The following is an 18264-nucleotide window of genomic DNA, read 5'->3' as shown; positions in this document are numbered from 1 at the left end:
TATTTTTATTATCGGTAATTTATCACGAGAAATACCCATAAAATAATAATAAAAACCTTTTATGTGCCCGAGGTAAATAGAATGATATTGGATACAGTTGTCGAGAAAAAGAAAGGTACGCACACCCGTTATTTAATATTGCTGATAATATTTATTGTTACAGCCGTTAACTATGCGGACCGTGCGACGCTGTCTATTGCCGGAACTGAAGTGGCGAAAGAGTTACATCTCAGCGCCATCTCAATGGGTTACATTTTCTCCGCCTTCGGCTGGGCTTACCTGTTGATGCAAATCCCCGGCGGCTGGCTGCTGGATAAATTCGGCTCGAAGAAAGTCTACACTTACAGTTTGTTCTTCTGGTCACTGTTTACCTTCCTGCAGGGCTTTGTGGACATGTTCCCGCTGGCCTGGGCGGGTATTTCAATGTTCATCATGCGCTTTATGCTGGGCTTCTCGGAAGCGCCATCCTTCCCGGCTAATGCCCGTATCGTGGCAGCCTGGTTCCCAACGAAAGAGCGCGGCACGGCATCCGCGATTTTTAACTCCGCACAGTATTTCTCCCTGGCGCTGTTTTCCCCGCTGCTCGGCTGGCTGACCTTCGCCTGGGGCTGGGAGCACGTCTTTACCGTGATGGGCGTGATTGGTTTTGTGCTTACCGGACTGTGGGTAAAGTTTATTCATAACCCAACCGATCACCCGCGCATGTCGCAAGAAGAGTTGAAGTTTATCTCTGAAAACGGCGCGGTCGTGGATATGGACCATAAAAAACCGGGCGATGTGAAGTCAGGTGGTCCTAAACTGCATTATATCAAGCAGTTGCTCACGAACCGTATGATGCTTGGTGTGTTCTTTGGCCAGTATTTTATCAACACAATTACCTGGTTTTTTCTCACCTGGTTCCCGATTTACCTGGTTCAGGAAAAAGGTATGTCGATTCTGAAAGTGGGCCTGGTGGCTTCGATTCCGGCACTGTGTGGGTTTTTCGGTGGCGTGCTCGGCGGCGTGTTCTCTGATTATCTGATTAAACGTGGTTTCAGCATTACCCTGGCGCGTAAGCTGCCGATAGTGCTCGGCATGTTGCTCGCATCGACCATTATTCTGTGTAACTACACCGATAATACCGCTCTTGTGGTGGCGCTGATGGCGCTGGCGTTCTTCGGTAAAGGTTTCGGCGCGCTGGGTTGGCCGGTGATTTCCGATACCGCGCCGAAAGAGATTGTCGGTCTGTGCGGTGGGGTATTTAACGTATTTGGCAACGTGGCTTCCATCGTCACCCCGCTGGTGATTGGGTATCTGGTGAGCGAGCTGCACTCATTTAATGCTGCGCTGATGTTTGTAGGGTGCTCAGCGCTGATGGCAATGGTTTGCTACCTGTTTATTGTCGGTGACATTAAACGTATGGAATTGCAGAAATAAACAAAGGTATAGGCGATGAATAACACGATTTTCCCGAATAAGTTTAAAGCGGCCCTCGCGGCGCAACAAATTCAGATTGGCTGCTGGTCTGCATTGGCCAGCCCAATCAGTACCGAAGTTTTAGGCCTGGCAGGTTTTGACTGGCTGGTACTGGATGGCGAACATGCGCCGAATGATATCTCGACGTTTATTCCGCAATTGATGGCGCTGAAAGGCAGCGACAGCGCGGCGGTAGTGCGTGTACCAACCAACGAGCCGGTAATTATCAAGCGTCTGCTGGATATCGGGTTTTACAACTTCCTGATCCCGTTCGTTGAGACGGAAGAAGAAGCGGTTAACGCTGTGGCGTCGACCCGCTATCCGCCGGAAGGTATTCGCGGCGTGTCCGTATCCCATCGCGCCAATATGTTTGGCACCGTACCGGACTACTTTGCGCAGTCGAATAAGAACATCACCATCATCGTGCAGATCGAAAGTCAGCAGGGCGTTGATAACGTTGACGCAATCGCGGCGACAGAAGGCGTTGACGGTGTCTTCGTTGGACCAAGCGATCTGGCTGCGGCGCTAGGTCACCTCGGCAATGCGTCACATCCTGATGTGCAGAAAGCTATCCAGCACATTTTTGCCCGCGCGAAAGCACACGGCAAACCAAGCGGCATTCTGGCTCCGGTAGAGGCGGATGCGCGTCGTTATCTGGAGTGGGGCGCGACGTTTGTTGCCGTTGGCAGCGACCTTGGCGTGTTCCGTTCAGCCACGCAGAAACTGGCTGATTCTTTTAAGAAATAACCACCATCGACAGTAGAGAGAGATAAAGACATGACAATGAAAGTTGGTTTTATTGGCCTCGGTATTATGGGTAAACCAATGAGTAAAAACCTCCTCAAGGCAGGTTACTCGCTGGTGGTTGCTGACCGTAACCCGGAATCTATTGCGGAAGTGATTGCCGCAGGCGCTGAAACTGCCGCCACGGCGAAAGATATCGCTGAGCAGTGTGATGTGATCATCACCATGCTGCCGAACTCTCCGCATGTTAAGGAAGTAGCACTGGGTGAAGGCGGCATTATTGAAGGGGCGAAACCGGGCACAGTGCTTATCGACATGAGCTCCATTGCACCGTTGGCCAGCCGTGAAATTAGCGACGCGCTGAAAGCGAAAGGCGTGGATATGCTGGATGCGCCGGTCAGCGGCGGCGAGCCAAAAGCGATTGACGGCACGTTGTCGGTGATGGTTGGCGGTGATAAAGCGATCTTCGACAAGTACTACGATCTGCTGAAAGCGATGGCAGGCTCCGTGGTGCATACCGGTGAAATTGGCGCGGGTAACGTCACCAAGCTGGCGAATCAGGTGATTGTGGCGCTGAACATTGCCGCGATGTCTGAAGCGCTGACGCTGGCGACCAAAGCGGGTGTGAATCCGGACCTGGTGTATCAGGCGATCCGTGGCGGGCTGGCAGGCAGCACCGTGCTGGATGCGAAAGCGCCGATGGTGATGGATCGCAACTTTAAACCAGGTTTCCGTATTGACCTGCATATCAAAGACCTGGCGAACGCGCTGGATACCTCTCATGGCGTTGGCGCTCAGTTGCCGCTGACTGCAGCAGTCATGGAGATGATGCAGGCGCTACGCGCAGATGGATTGGGTACTGCCGATCACAGTGCGCTCGCATGCTACTACGAAAAACTGGCGAAAGTGGAAGTCACTCGCTAACAAGAAGGGCGCGGATGTGCGCCCTGTATTTCTTGCCTTGCGCGGCACAGTCAGGCTACATAACTATGAAAATCGTAATTGCCCCAGACTCTTATAAAGAAAGCCTTTCTGCCACCGAGGTAGCTCAGGCAATAGAAAAAGGATTTCGGGAAATTTTCCCCGATGCGCAATATGTTTCTGTTCCGGTTGCCGATGGCGGCGAAGGAACGGTTGAAGCCATGATTGCCGCGACGCAAGGGAGTGAGCATTCAGCGCAAGTAACGGGGCCGCTGGGCGAAAAAGTGAATGCCTGCTGGGGCATGTCCGGAGATGGTAAAACTGCGTTTATCGAAATGGCGGCAGCCAGCGGTCTGGCGTTGGTGCCTCCTGAAAAGCGCAACCCTTTAGTCACTACGTCACGCGGTACCGGAGAGCTGATTTTGCAGGCGCTGGATAGCGGTGCGCAGAGCATCATTATTGGCATCGGCGGCAGTGCGACCAACGACGGTGGCGCGGGTATGGTGCAGGCGCTGGGGGCGAAACTTTGCGATGCCAACGGGACAGAAATTGGCTACGGTGGTGGAAGCCTGATGAGTCTGAATTCCATCGATATCTCGGGTTTGGATCCGCGCTTAAAAACCTGTTCCATTCGCGTGGCCTGCGATGTGACTAATCCTCTCATCGGTGATTCTGGCGCTTCGCGCATTTTTGGCCCGCAGAAAGGGGCGACGGAAGAACGCATTCTCGAACTGGACCGTAATCTGTCTCACTATGCCGACATCATTAAAAAATCGCTGCGGGTCGATGTGAAAGATGTGCCAGGCTCCGGTGCGGCAGGCGGAATGGGCGCGGCATTAATGGCTTTTTTAGGCGCCGAGCTACGCAGCGGTATCGAGATTGTGACCCAGGCGCTCAATCTGGAAGAGCATATTCACGACTGTACGCTGGTGGTGACCGGCGAAGGGCGGATCGACAGCCAGAGCATTCACGGCAAAGTGCCGGTAGGCGTGGCGAATGTCGCGAAGAAGTACCACAAGCCGGTTATTGGTATTGGCGGCAGCCTGACGCGCGATGTGGAGGTAGTGCATCAATATGGTATCGATGCGGTGTTTAGCGTATTGACCAGCATCAGCACGCTGGAAGAGGCCTTCCGTGGGGCATTTGATAATATTTATCGCGCCTCAAGAAACATCGCTGCCACGTTAGCGATAGGAATGCGCAGTGCGGGGTGACATTGCCCCGCAAACCCTCTATACTGCGCGCCGAAGCTGACCAGACAGTCGCCGCTTCGTCGTCGTCCTCTTCGGGGGAGACGGGCGGAGGGGAGGAAAGTCCGGGCTCCATAGGGCAGGGTGCCAGGTAACGCCTGGGGGGGAAACCCACGACCAGTGCAACAGAGAGCAAACCGCCGATGGCCCACGCAAGTGGGATCAGGTAAGGGTGAAAGGGTGCGGTAAGAGCGCACCGCGCGGCTGGTAACAGTCCGTGGCACGGTAAACTCCACCCGGAGCAAGGCCAAATAGGGGTTCACATGGTACGGCCCGTACTGAACCCGGGTAGGCTGCTTGAGCCAGTGAGCGATTGCTGGCCTAGATGAATGACTGTCCACGACAGAACCCGGCTTATCGGTCAGCTTCACTCTTTAATAAAACCCCGCTTCGGCGGGGTTTTTGCTTTCTGGGTAAGACAGATGAATGACTGTCCACGACGCTATGCTCAAAAGAACGCGGCTTATCGGTCAGCTTCACTCTTTATAAAGCCTCGCTTCGGCGGGGTTTTTGCTTTCTGGGCAGGTTGCCATGCCTGATGGCGCTGCGCTTATCAGGCCTACTGGGGGAGAGACTGGTTTTGTAGGCCGGATAAGGTGTTTACACCGCCATCCGGCAGAGGTTTTACAGCGAGCATTGAGATTGGTTTTCGAGGATGCAGGCGCTTATTTCCTTCTTATCTAATTTTTATATCCCTATTATTTATGCACCGAATTTCTTTTATCTGAGGGGAATGTGTCGGTGGATATTTCTAATTTTGTGACGACCAACACAAAACACTGTGCGATACGTTTTTCTCGAGAATAATCGAACGCAATCGATCGCCGTCACAAAATTACTTGCTAATAAATTGCACAAAATCAGTGTTAATATAATGTTGCATATGATAATTGTTTGTGTTTTTTAGATTGAATTTTAATAAATGCAATGTTTCTTTACAAACAAATATGGCGAAAAAATGTGATGCATAACGTTATTTAATCGCCATAATCATTAAAATATAATTAAATTTGATAAGTTGTTTATTAAATTTAAGCGCCATCTTGCCTGATAATTGTTCTGTAATTGATTGAAATATAGCCTTTCATGGTTTTAAAAAATAGTGGAAAAAATGGGGGGGTTATAGCCATAAAAAATCGTTATCCCCCCATCTTTTTTTGACTAAAATCAGGATAAAGTGAGATCGATAATTCATATCTATATGATTATTAAGTGATTTAAATTTCAACGATAGTCTTACAAAATGTAAGTCAAGGGGATTTGTGAGGGGTAGCACATATCCTTGTTCGCTTAATTTGGTACACTTCCTGCCGTCAACAAAGTAATTAACGCAGGTCGATATGAATACTATTACACTCCCTAAAACACAGCACTTAGTGGTCTTTCAGGAAGTCATTAGAAGCGGTTCTATCGGCTCAGCTGCAAAAGAATTAGGTTTAACTCAACCGGCTGTCAGCAAAATCATTAATGATGTAGAGGCTTATTTCGGTATTGAGTTAGTTGTACGTAAAAATACTGGTGTGACATTGACTCAGGCAGGGCAGGTGATGCTCTCATGGTCTGAATCTATTACCCGTGAAATGAAAAACATGGTTGATGAGATGAACAGCATGACGAGCAATGCGGTCGTTGATGTGTCGTTTGGCTTTCCTTCACTGATTGCCTTCACCATCATGTCCGGCATGATTAAAAAATTCAAAGAAGTGTTCCCGAAGGCGCAGGTTTCTATGTATGAAGCTCAGCTCTCCTCCTTCTTACCGGCAATCCGTGACGGACGTCTGGATTTCGCCATCGGTACGCTGAGTGATGAGATGAAACTGCACGATCTGCATGTTGAACCGCTCTTTGAGTCAGACTTTATCCTGGTTGCCAGCAAGTCCCGAACATGCACCGGCATCACCTCGCTGAGCGCGTTGAAAAACGAACAGTGGGTGTTGCCACAAACGAATATGGGGTACTACAGCGAACTTCTTACCACGTTACAGAATAATGGCATCAGCAGTGAAAACATCGTTAAAACAGACTCTGTCGTTACGATTTATAATCTTGTTCTCAATGCTGATTTCTTAACAGTAATTCCCTGCGATATGACCACACCGTTTGGCTCAAACCAGTTTATTACTATCCCGGTAGAAGAAACCTTACCCGTCGCGCGTTATGCCGCCGTGTGGTCGAAAAATTATCGAATTAAAAAAGCAGCATCTATTTTGGTGGAATTAGCCAAAGAGTATTCATCATATAATTGTCGGAGACGAAGGCAATTAATTGAAATTGATTAAAGATTGAATTTGTTTTAACACGAAATAAACGCCATTTGTCTATATCTGACAATGGTTACGGCTATCTATTTACTTTAATACCCAGGTAAGAGGTTCTAATGCACATTACATACGATCTCCCAGTTGCAATTGAAGATATCCTCGAAGCGAAAAAAAGACTTGCGGGGAAAATTTATAAAACGGGAATGCCTCGCTCTAACTATTTTAGTGAACGTTGCAAAGGGGAAATTTTCCTCAAGTTTGAAAACATGCAGCGTACCGGTTCATTTAAAATCCGTGGTGCTTTTAACAAGCTCAGTTCATTAACCGAAGCTGAAAGATGTAAGGGCGTGGTGGCTTGCTCTGCAGGTAACCATGCGCAAGGTGTTTCTCTCTCCTGCGCTATGCTCGGAATCGACGGCAAAGTGGTGATGCCGAAAGGCGCACCGAAGTCTAAAGTAGCGGCAACCTGCGATTATTCCGCAGAAGTTGTACTGCACGGCGACAACTTCAACGACACCATCGCTAAGGTTAGCGAGATTGTGGAAACTGAAGGCCGCATCTTTATTCCACCCTATGATGACCCGAAAGTTATTGCTGGTCAGGGCACTATTGGTCTGGAAATTCTGGAAGATCTGTACGATGTCGATAACGTGATTGTGCCAATTGGCGGTGGTGGATTGATTGCTGGTATTGCGGTGGCAATTAAATCTATTAACCCGACCATTAAAATTATTGGCGTACAGTCTGAAAACGTTCACGGCATGGCGGCTTCTTTCCACGCTGGAGAAATAACCACGCACCGAACGACCGGCACCCTGGCGGATGGTTGTGACGTTTCCCGCCCGGGTACTTTAACGTATGAAATTGTTCGTGAGTTGGTGGATGACATTGTCCTGGTCAGCGAAGATGAAATTCGCAACAGCATGGTGGCATTAATTCAGCGAAATAAAGTTGTGACTGAAGGTGCCGGCGCGCTGGCATGCGCAGCATTATTAAGCGGGAAATTAGATAGCTATATCCAGAACAGAAAAACAGTCAGCATTATTTCTGGCGGTAATATCGACCTTTCTCGTGTATCTCAAATTACTGGTTTAGTTGACGCTTAATATACTTCGTTGAGGATAGGATATGAGTACTACTGATAGCATTGTATCCAGCCAGACAAAACAGTCGTCCTGGCGCAAATCGGACACCACCTGGACACTGGGTTTATTTGGTACAGCCATCGGCGCTGGGGTGCTGTTCTTCCCTATCCGCGCAGGTTTTGGCGGACTGATCCCCATTCTGATCATGCTGGTGTTAGCATACCCCATCGCCTTCTATTGCCACCGTGCGCTGGCACGCCTGTGTCTTTCCGGTTCTAACCCTTCCGGTAACATCACAGAAACGGTTGAAGAGCACTTTGGTAAAACGGGCGGCGTGGTTATCACGTTCCTCTACTTCTTTGCGATTTGTCCGCTGCTGTGGATTTATGGCGTCACCATTACCAACACCTTTATGACCTTCTGGGAAAACCAGCTGCAGATGCCCGCGCTGAACCGTGGCTTCGTGGCGCTGTTCCTGCTGCTGCTGATGGCATTCGTCATCTGGTTTGGTAAAGATCTGATGGTTAAAGTGATGAGCTACCTGGTATGGCCGTTCATTGCCAGCCTGGTGCTTATTTCTCTGTCACTGATTCCTTACTGGAACTCTGCGGTTATCGATCAGGTTGATATCAGCAATATCGCCCTGACTGGCCATGACGGCATCCTGGTTACCGTATGGCTGGGTATTTCCATCATGGTGTTCTCTTTCAACTTCTCGCCAATCGTTTCTTCCTTCGTCGTCTCTAAACGTGAAGAGTATGAGAAAGATTACGGTCGTGAATTTACCGAGCAGAAGTGTTCCAAAATCATCTCCCGCGCCAGTATGCTGATGGTTGCGGTGGTAATGTTCTTCGCCTTTAGCTGCCTGTTCACGCTGTCTCCGGCAAACATGGCGGATGCGAAAGCGCAAAACATTCCTGTGCTGTCTTACCTGGCGAACCACTTCGCTTCACTGTCCGGTACGAAGTCCACCTTCGCAACTGTTCTGGAGTACGGTGCTTCAATCATCGCCCTGGTTGCTATCTTCAAATCTTTCTTCGGCCACTATCTGGGGACGCTGGAAGGTCTGAACGGTCTGGTGCTGAAGTTTGGTTACAAAGGCGATAAAACGAAAGTTTCTGCCGGCAAACTTAATACCATCAGCATGATCTTCATCATGGGCTCCACCTGGGTTGTGGCTTACGCCAACCCGAACATCCTGGACCTGATTGAAGCAATGGGCGCGCCGATTATTGCCTCTCTGCTCTGCCTGCTGCCGATGTATGCCATCCGTAAAGCGCCATCACTGGCGAAATACCGTGGCCGTCTGGATAACGTGTTTGTTACCGTGATTGGTCTGCTGACCATCCTGAACATCGTCTACAAACTGTTTTAATCCTTAAGCTCAGGATGAGCGGAGTAGTGAAATGAATGAGTTTCCGGTAGTACTGGTTATTAACTGTGGTTCGTCTTCCATTAAATTCTCAGTGCTGGATGCAGCAAACTGTGAAGTTTTAATGGCGGGGATCGCAGACGGTATTAACTCTGAAAATGCGTTCATAGCAATTAATGGAGGAGAGCCAGCTAAGCTGGCTCACCACAGCTACGAAGACGCATTAAAAGCAATTGCCGTTGAACTGGAGAAACGTAATTTAATGGACAGCGTGGCCTTAATTGGCCACCGCATTGCCCACGGCGGAAATATCTTTACTGAATCAGCAATTATTACTGACGAAGTTATCGATAATATTCGTCGGGTATCGCCGCTAGCTCCGTTACATAATTATGCGAACCTGAGTGGGATCGAATCTGCTCAGCACCTTTTCCCAGGCGTGCAGCAGGTCGCGGTATTTGATACCAGCTTCCACCAGACGATGGCCCCAGAAGCCTATCTGTACGGTTTACCGTGGAAATATTTTGAGGAGTTGGGCGTTCGCCGTTATGGCTTCCACGGCACGTCGCACCGCTATGTTTCTCAACGGGCGCATGAGCTTCTCGAGTTGCAACATGATGACTCCGGTCTGGTTGTGGCGCACCTGGGCAACGGCGCGTCAATCTGTGCGGTACGTAATGGACAGAGCGTTGATACCTCAATGGGCATGACGCCGCTGGAAGGGCTGATGATGGGCACACGCAGTGGCGACGTCGATTTCGGCGCCATGGCGTGGATTGCCAGCGAAACCAACCAGACGCTGAGCGACCTTGAGCGCGTAGTGAATAAAGAGTCCGGTTTACTGGGTATTTCCGGTCTGTCCTCTGACTTACGTACGTTAGAAAAAGCCTGGCACGAAGGACATGAGCGTGCGCAGCTGGCGATTAAAACGTTTGTGCATCGTATTGCACGCCATATCGCCGGACATGCCGCATCGCTGCATCGTCTTGATGGGATTATTTTCACCGGCGGAATTGGTGAGAACTCGGTATTAATTCGTCGTCTGGTTATTGAACATCTCGCCGTTTTAGGGGTGAATATCGACAGCGAAATGAACAGCCTGCCAAATTCCCATGGCGAAAGAATTATCTCTAATAAAGATGCTCGTGTTATTTGTGCGGTTATTCCCACAAATGAAGAGAAAATGATTGCGCGTGATGCCATTGCCTTAGGCAAAATTAATACACCAGTAGAATTTGCATAATTAAATTTCAGCAGAGAGATTATTTTTCATGAAGGTAAATATCGATACCAGCGATATGCTGTATGCCGAAGCCTGGAATGGCTTTAAAGGTACGGACTGGAAAGAAGAAATTAATGTCCGTGATTTTATTCAGCACAACTATACGCCTTATGAAGGGGATGAATCTTTCCTCGCCGAAGCAACGCCTGCGACCACTGCATTGTGGGAAAAAGTTATGGCGGGCATCCGTATTGAAAACTCGACGCACGCGCCGGTTGATTTCGATACCAATATTGCGACCACGATAACCGCGCATGACGCCGGTTATATTGAACAAGAACTGGAAAAAATCGTCGGTCTACAAACGGATAAGCCGCTCAAGCGTGCTCTGCATCCGTTTGGCGGCATCAATATGATCAAAAGCTCTTTTGATGCTTATGGTCGTGAGATGGATGCTGATTTTGAATACCAGTTTACTGAACTGCGTAAAACCCATAACCAGGGCGTATTCGACGCCTACTCTCCGGATATGCTGCGCTGCCGTAAATCCGGCGTGCTGACCGGCCTGCCGGATGGTTACGGTCGTGGTCGTATCATCGGTGATTATCGCCGCGTCGCGCTGTACGGTATCCGCTATCTGGTGCGTGAGCGTGAACTGCAGTTTGCCGATCTCCAGTCGAACCTGGAGTGGGGCCAGAATCTTGAAGCCACGATTCGTCTGCGCGAAGAGCTGTCTGAACACCGTCGCGCCCTGCTGCAAATGCAGGAAATGGCGGCGAAATATGGCTGCGATATTTCCCGTCCGGCGCGTAATGCGCAGGAAGCGGTGCAGTGGGTGTACTTTGCTTACCTGGCTGCGGTGAAATCTCAGAACGGTGGCGCTATGTCGCTGGGCCGTACCGCATCGTTCCTTGACATCTACATTGAGCGCGATTTCAAAGCGGGCGTGTTAAATGAGCAGCAGGCGCAGGAACTGATCGACCACTTCATTATGAAGATCCGTATGGTGCGCTTCCTGCGTACGCCGGAATTCGACACTTTGTTCTCAGGCGACCCTATCTGGGCGACCGAAGTTATCGGCGGTATGGGGCTGGATGGCCGCACGCTGGTGACGAAAAACTCGTTCCGCTACCTGCATACGCTGCACACCATGGGCCCGGCACCTGAGCCGAACCTGACGGTGCTGTGGTCTGAGCAGCTACCGATAGCCTTCAAAAAGTACGCCGCCCAGGTGTCTATCATCACTTCGTCTTTGCAGTATGAAAACGACGATCTGATGCGTGCCGACTTTGACAGCGATGACTATGCCATTGCCTGCTGCGTCAGCCCGATGGTTATCGGCAAGCAAATGCAGTTCTTCGGGGCGCGTGCCAACCTCGCCAAAACGTTGCTGTATGCAATCAACGGCGGCGTGGATGAGAAGCTGAAAATCCAGGTCGGGCCGAAAACGGCACCGCTGATGGATGACGTGTTGGACTACGACACGGTGATGGAGAGCCTGGACCACTTTATGGACTGGCTGGCCGTGCAGTACATCAGTGCGCTGAACATCATCCACTACATGCACGACAAGTACAGCTACGAAGCTTCGCTGATGGCGCTGCACGATCGTGATGTCTATCGCACGATGGCCTGTGGTATGGCGGGTCTGTCCGTGGCGGCGGATTCTCTGTCGGCTATCAAATACGCTCGCGTGAAACCGATTCGTGATGAAAATGGTCTGGCAGTTGATTTCGAAATCGAAGGCGACTATCCGCAATACGGCAACAACGACGAGCGCGTAGACAGCATTGCCTGCGACCTGGTCGAACGCTTTATGAAGAAAATTAAGGTGTTGCCAACTTACCGTAACGCGGTGCCGACGCAGTCCATTCTGACCATTACCTCCAACGTGGTGTACGGACAGAAAACCGGTAATACGCCGGACGGACGTCGCGCAGGTACGCCGTTTGCGCCAGGGGCGAACCCGATGCACGGCCGCGATCGCAAAGGTGCGGTGGCGTCGTTAACCTCGGTTGCCAAACTCCCGTTCACCTATGCCAAAGACGGTATCTCGTACACCTTCTCCATTGTGCCGGCAGCGCTGGGCAAAGAGGATGGAGTGCGTAAAACCAACCTGGTCGGTCTGCTGGACGGTTACTTCCACCATGAAGCACATGTGGAAGGTGGTCAGCATCTGAACGTTAACGTTATGAACCGTGAAATGTTGATGGATGCCATTGAGCACCCGGAAAACTATCCGAACCTGACGATCCGCGTGTCTGGTTATGCGGTGCGCTTCAACGCGCTGACCCGCGAACAGCAGCAGGATGTTATTTCACGTACTTTCACCCAGGCGCTCTGACGCCGGAGGGACTATGAGAAAAGTAATTGCAACCGAATGTGCGCCAGGGGCGATTGGGCCTTACGTACAGGGTGTGGATTTGGGCAGCATGGTGTTGACGTCAGGTCAAATCCCGGTGTGTCCACAGACCGGTGAAGTGGCTGAAAACGTGTCCGATCAGGCGCGTCAAAGCCTGGAAAACGTGAAAGCGATCGTCGAGTCCGCAGGTTTGAAAGTGAGCGATATCGTGAAGACGACCGTTTTCGTTTCTGACCTGAACGACTTCGCCACCATTAATCAGGTGTACCAGCAGTTCTTTGATGAGCATAAGGCAATTTACCCTACGCGCAGCTGCGTACAGGTCGCCCGCTTACCAAAGGATGTGAAGCTGGAGATTGAAGCCATCGCCGTACGTGGCGACACGCTGTAATCCCTTGCGGGGCGATCTAAGGATCGCCCCGATCCTTAATGAGTGTGAAACCTGGTCTTCACTGAACGGCAATCCGAGGGTGTGGATATGATTAGCGCATTCGATATTTTTAAGATTGGCATTGGACCTTCCAGCTCCCATACCGTGGGGCCAATGAACGCAGGTAAAAGCTTTATCGATCTGTTGGTCAGCTGTGGGGAACTCCCCAAGGCTACGCATATTGTGGTCGATCTTTACGGATCGCTCTCCCTGACCGGAAAAGGTCATGCGACAGACGTCGCCATCATAATGGGACTGGCCGGTAACAGTCCGCAAAACGTTAATATAGATTCAATCGCTGGCTTTATTCAGGAAGTGGCCCGTACCGGACGTTTACCGGTTGCAGAGGGCACGCATATTGTCGATTTCACTCCAGATAAAAATATTCTTTTTCATAGCGAAACGCTGCCGCGCCATGAAAATGGCATGCGTATCACCGCATGGAACGGCACCGAGACGCTATTAAGTAAAACCTATTACTCCGTCGGCGGTGGTTTTATCGTTGAAGAGGAGCAATTTGGTCAGGCGCATGATGTTGAAGCACACGTGCCCTACAATTTTCATTCCGCCAGCGAACTGCTGAAACTGTGTGAGCGTAACGGGCTGTCCGTTTCCGGTCTGATGATGCAGAACGAACTGGCGATGCGCAGCAAAGAAGAAATCGATGCTGGCTTTGCCGCCATCTGGGATGTCATGCACGCCGGGATTGAGCGCGGCATGAACACCGAAGGCGTCCTGCCTGGCCCGCTTAACGTACCGCGTCGCGCCGTAGCATTACGTCGGTTACTGGTTTCCAGCGATAATCTGTCCAGCGACCCGATGAACGTTATCGACTGGATCAACATGTTCGCGCTGGCCGTGAGCGAAGAAAACGCCGCCGGATGCCGGGTTGTGACGGCACCGACCAACGGCGCATGTGGAATTATCCCTGCCGTATTGGCCTATTACGACAAGTTCCGCCGTCCGGTGAATGCAAACTCCATTGCCCGCTACTTGCTGGCCGCGGGGGCGATAGGGGCGCTGTATAAAATGAACGCCTCTATTTCTGGTGCCGAAGTCGGTTGCCAGGGTGAAATTGGCGTAGCCTGTTCAATGGCGGCAGCCGGGCTGACCGAGTTGCTCGGCGGTAGCCCGTCGCAGGTTTGTATTGCGGCTGAAATCGCCATGGAGCATAACCTGGGGCTGACCTGCGATCCGGTTGCTGGACAGGTGCAAATACCGTGTATTGAACGTAATGCGATCAACGCGGTAAAAGCCGTCAACGCCGCACGCATGGCGCTACGTCGCACATCTGAGCCACGCGTTTCGCTCGATAAAGTGATCGAGACCATGTATGAAACGGGCAAAGATATGAACGACAAGTACCGTGAAACCTCACGCGGTGGTCTGGCGATTAAAGTGGTCTGTACCTGAGATGAAAGGGTGCGTTTGTAGGCCGGATAAGGCGTAAGCGCCGCCATCCGGCAATGAATTCATCAATACGGCATGATAAAAAAGTGCACTTTGGTGTAATACCTCTCAGCTAAGTATGTATGGTGAGTATGTGATTCTTGCTCAGGGTCCCGTTCACCTCAGCGGTGTCATTTCTCTGAAACGCTGTTACCCGTGAACGTGCAAGGGATGCTCACCGCCGCCTCCCTTGCATCCCAGGCTCCCGGCGGGAAAATCGTCGCTGCGCGATTATTCGCCCCATCCCTGGGGCTCACCCCTTCGGGGCCATCGCAAGCGCTGTTCAAAAATGCTCCCAGCAATTTTGTCATTCGTCTTATGCCATCAGCCGTCAACGCCTCATCGATTTTCAGCCGGACATGGGTCATCGCTTCAACGCTCTGACTTCCAGTAAAATCTGTTTTGCTGTTCAGATATATTCAAATAAAAATACAGATGGTCAGGTGTGGCTGGTCCGGCTGAAAATTGCCGACGTGTTTCCGTAAGGCCGGGAGAACCCGCAGGGATGCGGGTTCAGGGCGCGCTTTGCAAGGACGCTTCATCGCGCCCGGCCCGAAAGCCTGAAGGAATAAGCGGAGGGAACCACGAAGTGGCAATTTTCCGTGCCGGGAGCCGGGATTGTAAAGGGCGTGGCGGAGAACGCCCTTTACACGTTCACGGGAATCGATGTTTCAGAGAAACAATGAACATGAGGTGAACGGAACCCTTTCTCTGAGAGCGCATATTCATCACTTCTACCCACACAGGCGATACTTTCTAAAATTGAGGCGTTAACCCATCAGTATTACGCTTTAGTGAACCTTTTTTTTGTTGTGATCTGCTTCAAAAACAGAAATTTAATACATTTAATGTTATTAAAAGAGAAAATATTTCTTAACTTTTAGAAATTACAGGGGTTTGTTTGTGAAGTTTTTCTCTGATCCTGCGCGTATGATTTCTTCATTACTCCAATAGCTCACCTGCACCTAAGTACTGCGTATCGCATTGATGCAGTACGAAAAAAATATAAAAACCTCTACCTACACATTGAGCGGGAAATTATGGAAACGGCAACGAATAGTAGCGTAATACTCGACGCATCTGCTCCGGCACGTCGGGCGGGAATGACCGAAAGCGAATGGCGTGAAGCCATTAAGTTCGACAGCACGGACACTGGCTGGGTAATTATGAGTATCGGTATGGCAATTGGCGCGGGGATTGTTTTTCTTCCTGTCCAGGTAGGATTGATGGGGCTGTGGGTGTTCTTGCTCTCCTCTATCATCGGCTACCCTGCCATGTACCTGTTCCAGCGCCTGTTTATCAACACGCTGGCTGAGTCCCCAGAGTGTAAAGACTACCCGAGCGTGATCAGCGGCTATCTGGGTAAGAACTGGGGCATCCTGTTAGGTGCGTTGTATTTTGTGATGCTGGTTATCTGGATGTTCGTTTATTCCACCGCCATCACCAATGACAGCGCCTCCTATCTGCACACGTTTGGTGTGACGGAAGGTTTACTGTCCGACAGCCCGTTCTATGGCCTGGTACTGATTTGCATCCTGGTGGCTATCTCGTCACGCGGGGAACAAATGCTGTTTAAAATCTCCACCGGCATGGTAATGACCAAGCTGCTGGTTGTGGCAGCGCTTGGCGTGTCGATGGTAGGGATGTGGCATCTGCATAACGCAGGTTCACTGCCGCCGATGGCGCTGCTGATCAAAAATGCGATCATCACTCTGCCGTTTACGCTGACCTCGATTCTGTTTATTCAGACCTTAAGCCCGATGGTTATCTCATACCGTTCACGCAACAAATCCATCGAAGTGGCGCGCCATAAAGCCCTGCGTGCCATGAACATCGCGTTCGGTATTCTGTTTGTTACCGTCTTTTTCTACGCTGTTTCCTTCACGTTGGCGATGGGCCACGACGAAGCGGTTAAAGCTTATGAGCAGAACATTTCCGCTCTGGCGATTGCCGCGCAATTTATCAATGGTGCGGGTGCTGGCTGGGTGAAAATCGTCAGCGTTATTCTGAACATTTTCGCCGTTATGACCGCTTTCTTCGGTGTCTACTTAGGTTTCCGTGAAGCGACTCAAGGGATCGTGATGAACATTCTGCGCCGCTATATGCCGGCTGAGAAAATCAACGAAACCTTTGTTCAGCGCGGCATTATGATTTTTGCCATCTTGCTGGCCTGGAGCGCAATTGTGCTCAACGCGCCGGTGCTGAGCTTCACCTCTATTTGTAGCCCTATCTTCGGCATGGTGGGTTGTCTGATCCCGGCCTGGCTGGTCTACAAAGTTCCTGCACTGCACAAATACAAAGGCGCTTCCCTGTATCTGATTATTTTCACGGGCCTGCTGTTGTGCGTTTCTCCGTTCCTGGCATTTTCCTGAGATATTTGAGCAAAGGTTGTTGTTATGTTTGAGACTACATTGAATCCATTATGGGATAGTTTTATCCGCGCGGTGCAGGAAGAAGTTAAGCCTGCGTTGGGCTGTACAGAACCTATCTCTCTGGCTCTGGCGGCGGCGGTTGCATCCTCTGAGCTGGACGGCGCGGTTGAACGCATTGACGCGTGGGTCTCACCGAACCTGATGAAAAACGGCATGGGTGTTACCGTGCCGGGTACCGGAATGGTCGGGTTACCTGTCGCGGCGGCGCTGGGTGCGCTGGGGGGAAATGCCCGTGCCGGTTTAGAGGTACTGAAAGATGCGTCGCCACAAGCGATCGCCGATGCGAAAGCGATGCTGAGCGCTGGCAAGGTTGCGGTGATGCTGCAGGAGCCTTGCGAGGACATCCTCTTTTCCCGCGCGAAGGTTTACAGCGCTGAAGGATGGGCGTGCGTGACGATTGTGGGCGGTCATACCAACATTGTGCACATCGAGACCAATAAGGGCGTAGTGTTCACCACAGAACAGAATGCTCAGGAAGAGGAACAGGAGTCGCCGCTGGCGGTACTGTCTCACACCTCGCTGGAAGAGATTCTGGCGTTCGTGAATGCGGTACCGTTTGAGTCGATCCGCTTTATCCTCGATGCGGCAAAACTGAACGGTGCGCTGTCTCAGGAAGGGCTGCGCGGTAACTGGGGCTTGCACATCGGAACCACGCTTGAGAAGCAGTGTGCGCGTGGCCTGCTGGCGAACGATCTCTCCACCTCTATTCTGATCCGTACCAGTGCGGCGTCGGATGCGCGAATGGGCGGGGCGACGCTGCCGGCCATGAGCAACTCCGGCTCCGGTAATCAGGGCATTACCGCGACTGTTCCGGTGATGGTGGTGGCCGAGCACTTTGGCGCGGATGAGGAGAAACTGGCACGTGCGCTAATGTTGTCTCATCTGAGCGCTATCTACATCCATCATCAGCTTCCGCGTTTGTCTGCACTGTGTGCAGCAACCACGGCGGCGATGGGGGCAGCTGCGGGGATGGCATGGATCGTAGATGGTCGCTACAACACCATCGCGATGGCGATCAGTAGCATGATTGGCGACGTGAGCGGAATGATTTGTGATGGCGCTTCAAACAGCTGCGCGATGAAAGTCTCAACCAGTGCTTCCGCGGCGTGGAAAGCGGTACTGATGGCGCTGGATGATACTGCTGTAACCGGCAACGAAGGGATTGTGGCGCATAACGTTGAACAATCTATCGCTAACCTGTGTGCGCTGGCGTGTCGTTCAATGCAGGAAACCGACAAGCAGATTATTGAGATCATGGCCAGTAAGGCACATTAATCTATA

The 18264-nt window shown here is 51.0% G+C and carries 13 protein-coding genes and 1 other RNA gene; all 14 read left to right on the top strand.

Annotated elements, in window-relative coordinates:
* Positions 1 to 81 precede the first annotated feature (81 nt).
* The 14 genes from garP to OGY33_RS14620 all read left to right on the top strand — a co-directional run bounded on the left by garP (position 82) and on the right by OGY33_RS14620 (position 18258).
* Complete coding sequence (garP, locus tag OGY33_RS14685; RefSeq protein ID WP_008785890.1) at positions 82 to 1416, top strand: galactarate/glucarate/glycerate transporter GarP; 1335 nt, start codon at positions 82 to 84, stop codon at positions 1414 to 1416.
* A 15-nt stretch (positions 1417 to 1431) separates the two neighbouring features.
* Complete coding sequence (gene garL / locus OGY33_RS14680) at positions 1432 to 2202, top strand: 2-dehydro-3-deoxyglucarate aldolase (protein ID WP_008785889.1); 771 nt, start codon at positions 1432 to 1434, stop codon at positions 2200 to 2202.
* 30 nt (positions 2203 to 2232) lie between these two features.
* The gene (gene garR, locus OGY33_RS14675) at positions 2233 to 3123 is read left to right on the top strand and encodes a 2-hydroxy-3-oxopropionate reductase (RefSeq protein ID WP_003828600.1); all 891 of its coding nucleotides are present in this window, start codon (positions 2233 to 2235) and stop codon (positions 3121 to 3123) included.
* A gap of 65 nt (positions 3124 to 3188) precedes the next feature.
* The gene (gene garK / locus OGY33_RS14670; RefSeq protein ID WP_032934186.1) at positions 3189 to 4334 is read left to right on the top strand and encodes a glycerate 2-kinase; all 1146 of its coding nucleotides are present in this window, start codon (positions 3189 to 3191) and stop codon (positions 4332 to 4334) included.
* Positions 4335 to 4366: 32 nt separating this feature from the next.
* Positions 4367 to 4743, top strand: an RNA gene (rnpB, locus tag OGY33_RS14665) — RNase P RNA component class A.
* A 967-nt stretch (positions 4744 to 5710) separates the two neighbouring features.
* Positions 5711 to 6649 (top strand): transcriptional regulator TdcA, encoded by a 939-nt coding sequence (tdcA, locus tag OGY33_RS14660; RefSeq protein ID WP_003828596.1) that lies wholly within the window; start codon positions 5711 to 5713, stop codon positions 6647 to 6649.
* A gap of 98 nt (positions 6650 to 6747) precedes the next feature.
* Complete coding sequence (gene tdcB / locus OGY33_RS14655; RefSeq protein WP_003828594.1) at positions 6748 to 7737, top strand: bifunctional threonine ammonia-lyase/L-serine ammonia-lyase TdcB; 990 nt, start codon at positions 6748 to 6750, stop codon at positions 7735 to 7737.
* A gap of 22 nt (positions 7738 to 7759) precedes the next feature.
* Positions 7760 to 9091, top strand: a complete 1332-nt coding sequence (gene tdcC / locus OGY33_RS14650; protein ID WP_008785886.1) for a threonine/serine transporter TdcC — start codon at positions 7760 to 7762, stop codon at positions 9089 to 9091.
* A gap of 31 nt (positions 9092 to 9122) precedes the next feature.
* Positions 9123 to 10331: a propionate kinase gene (tdcD, locus tag OGY33_RS14645; RefSeq protein ID WP_032945082.1), complete on the top strand. Its 1209-nt coding sequence runs from the start codon at positions 9123 to 9125 to the stop codon at positions 10329 to 10331.
* Positions 10332 to 10359: 28 nt separating this feature from the next.
* Entirely contained in the window at positions 10360 to 12654 is a 2295-nt protein-coding gene (gene tdcE, locus OGY33_RS14640) for a 2-ketobutyrate formate-lyase/pyruvate formate-lyase (protein ID WP_003828587.1), read from the top strand.
* 13 nt (positions 12655 to 12667) lie between these two features.
* Positions 12668 to 13063 (top strand): enamine/imine deaminase, encoded by a 396-nt coding sequence (locus OGY33_RS14635; RefSeq protein ID WP_003024870.1) that lies wholly within the window; start codon positions 12668 to 12670, stop codon positions 13061 to 13063.
* 87 nt (positions 13064 to 13150) lie between these two features.
* The gene (gene tdcG, locus OGY33_RS14630; RefSeq protein WP_071446349.1) at positions 13151 to 14515 is read left to right on the top strand and encodes an L-serine ammonia-lyase; all 1365 of its coding nucleotides are present in this window, start codon (positions 13151 to 13153) and stop codon (positions 14513 to 14515) included.
* A gap of 1076 nt (positions 14516 to 15591) precedes the next feature.
* A complete protein-coding gene (locus OGY33_RS14625; protein WP_020996346.1) occupies positions 15592 to 16923 on the top strand; it encodes an SLC5/6 family protein in 1332 nt (443 codons plus the stop codon).
* Between the two features lie 24 nt (positions 16924 to 16947).
* Entirely contained in the window at positions 16948 to 18258 is a 1311-nt protein-coding gene (locus tag OGY33_RS14620) for an L-cysteine desulfidase family protein (protein ID WP_008785880.1), read from the top strand.
* Positions 18259 to 18264 lie beyond the last annotated feature (6 nt).

The organism is Citrobacter sp. Cpo032 (genome assembly GCF_030332975.1).
Lineage (GTDB): Bacteria > Pseudomonadota > Gammaproteobacteria > Enterobacterales > Enterobacteriaceae > Citrobacter > Citrobacter portucalensis.
The sequence above is the reverse complement of the archived record's forward strand: the minus strand, read 5'-3'. Positions and strand labels throughout refer to the sequence as shown.

Coding starts and splice junctions, on each gene's coding strand:
- garP (WP_008785890.1), top strand. CDS start 82: ATGATATTGGATACAGTTGTCGAGAAAAAGAAAGGTACGCACACCCGT.
- garL (WP_008785889.1), top strand. CDS start 1,432: ATGAATAACACGATTTTCCCGAATAAGTTTAAAGCGGCCCTCGCGGCG.
- garR (WP_003828600.1), top strand. CDS start 2,233: ATGACAATGAAAGTTGGTTTTATTGGCCTCGGTATTATGGGTAAACCA.
- garK (WP_032934186.1), top strand. CDS start 3,189: ATGAAAATCGTAATTGCCCCAGACTCTTATAAAGAAAGCCTTTCTGCC.
- tdcA (WP_003828596.1), top strand. CDS start 5,711: ATGAATACTATTACACTCCCTAAAACACAGCACTTAGTGGTCTTTCAG.
- tdcB (WP_003828594.1), top strand. CDS start 6,748: ATGCACATTACATACGATCTCCCAGTTGCAATTGAAGATATCCTCGAA.
- tdcC (WP_008785886.1), top strand. CDS start 7,760: ATGAGTACTACTGATAGCATTGTATCCAGCCAGACAAAACAGTCGTCC.
- tdcD (WP_032945082.1), top strand. CDS start 9,123: ATGAATGAGTTTCCGGTAGTACTGGTTATTAACTGTGGTTCGTCTTCC.
- tdcE (WP_003828587.1), top strand. CDS start 10,360: ATGAAGGTAAATATCGATACCAGCGATATGCTGTATGCCGAAGCCTGG.
- OGY33_RS14635 (WP_003024870.1), top strand. CDS start 12,668: ATGAGAAAAGTAATTGCAACCGAATGTGCGCCAGGGGCGATTGGGCCT.
- tdcG (WP_071446349.1), top strand. CDS start 13,151: ATGATTAGCGCATTCGATATTTTTAAGATTGGCATTGGACCTTCCAGC.
- OGY33_RS14625 (WP_020996346.1), top strand. CDS start 15,592: ATGGAAACGGCAACGAATAGTAGCGTAATACTCGACGCATCTGCTCCG.
- OGY33_RS14620 (WP_008785880.1), top strand. CDS start 16,948: ATGTTTGAGACTACATTGAATCCATTATGGGATAGTTTTATCCGCGCG.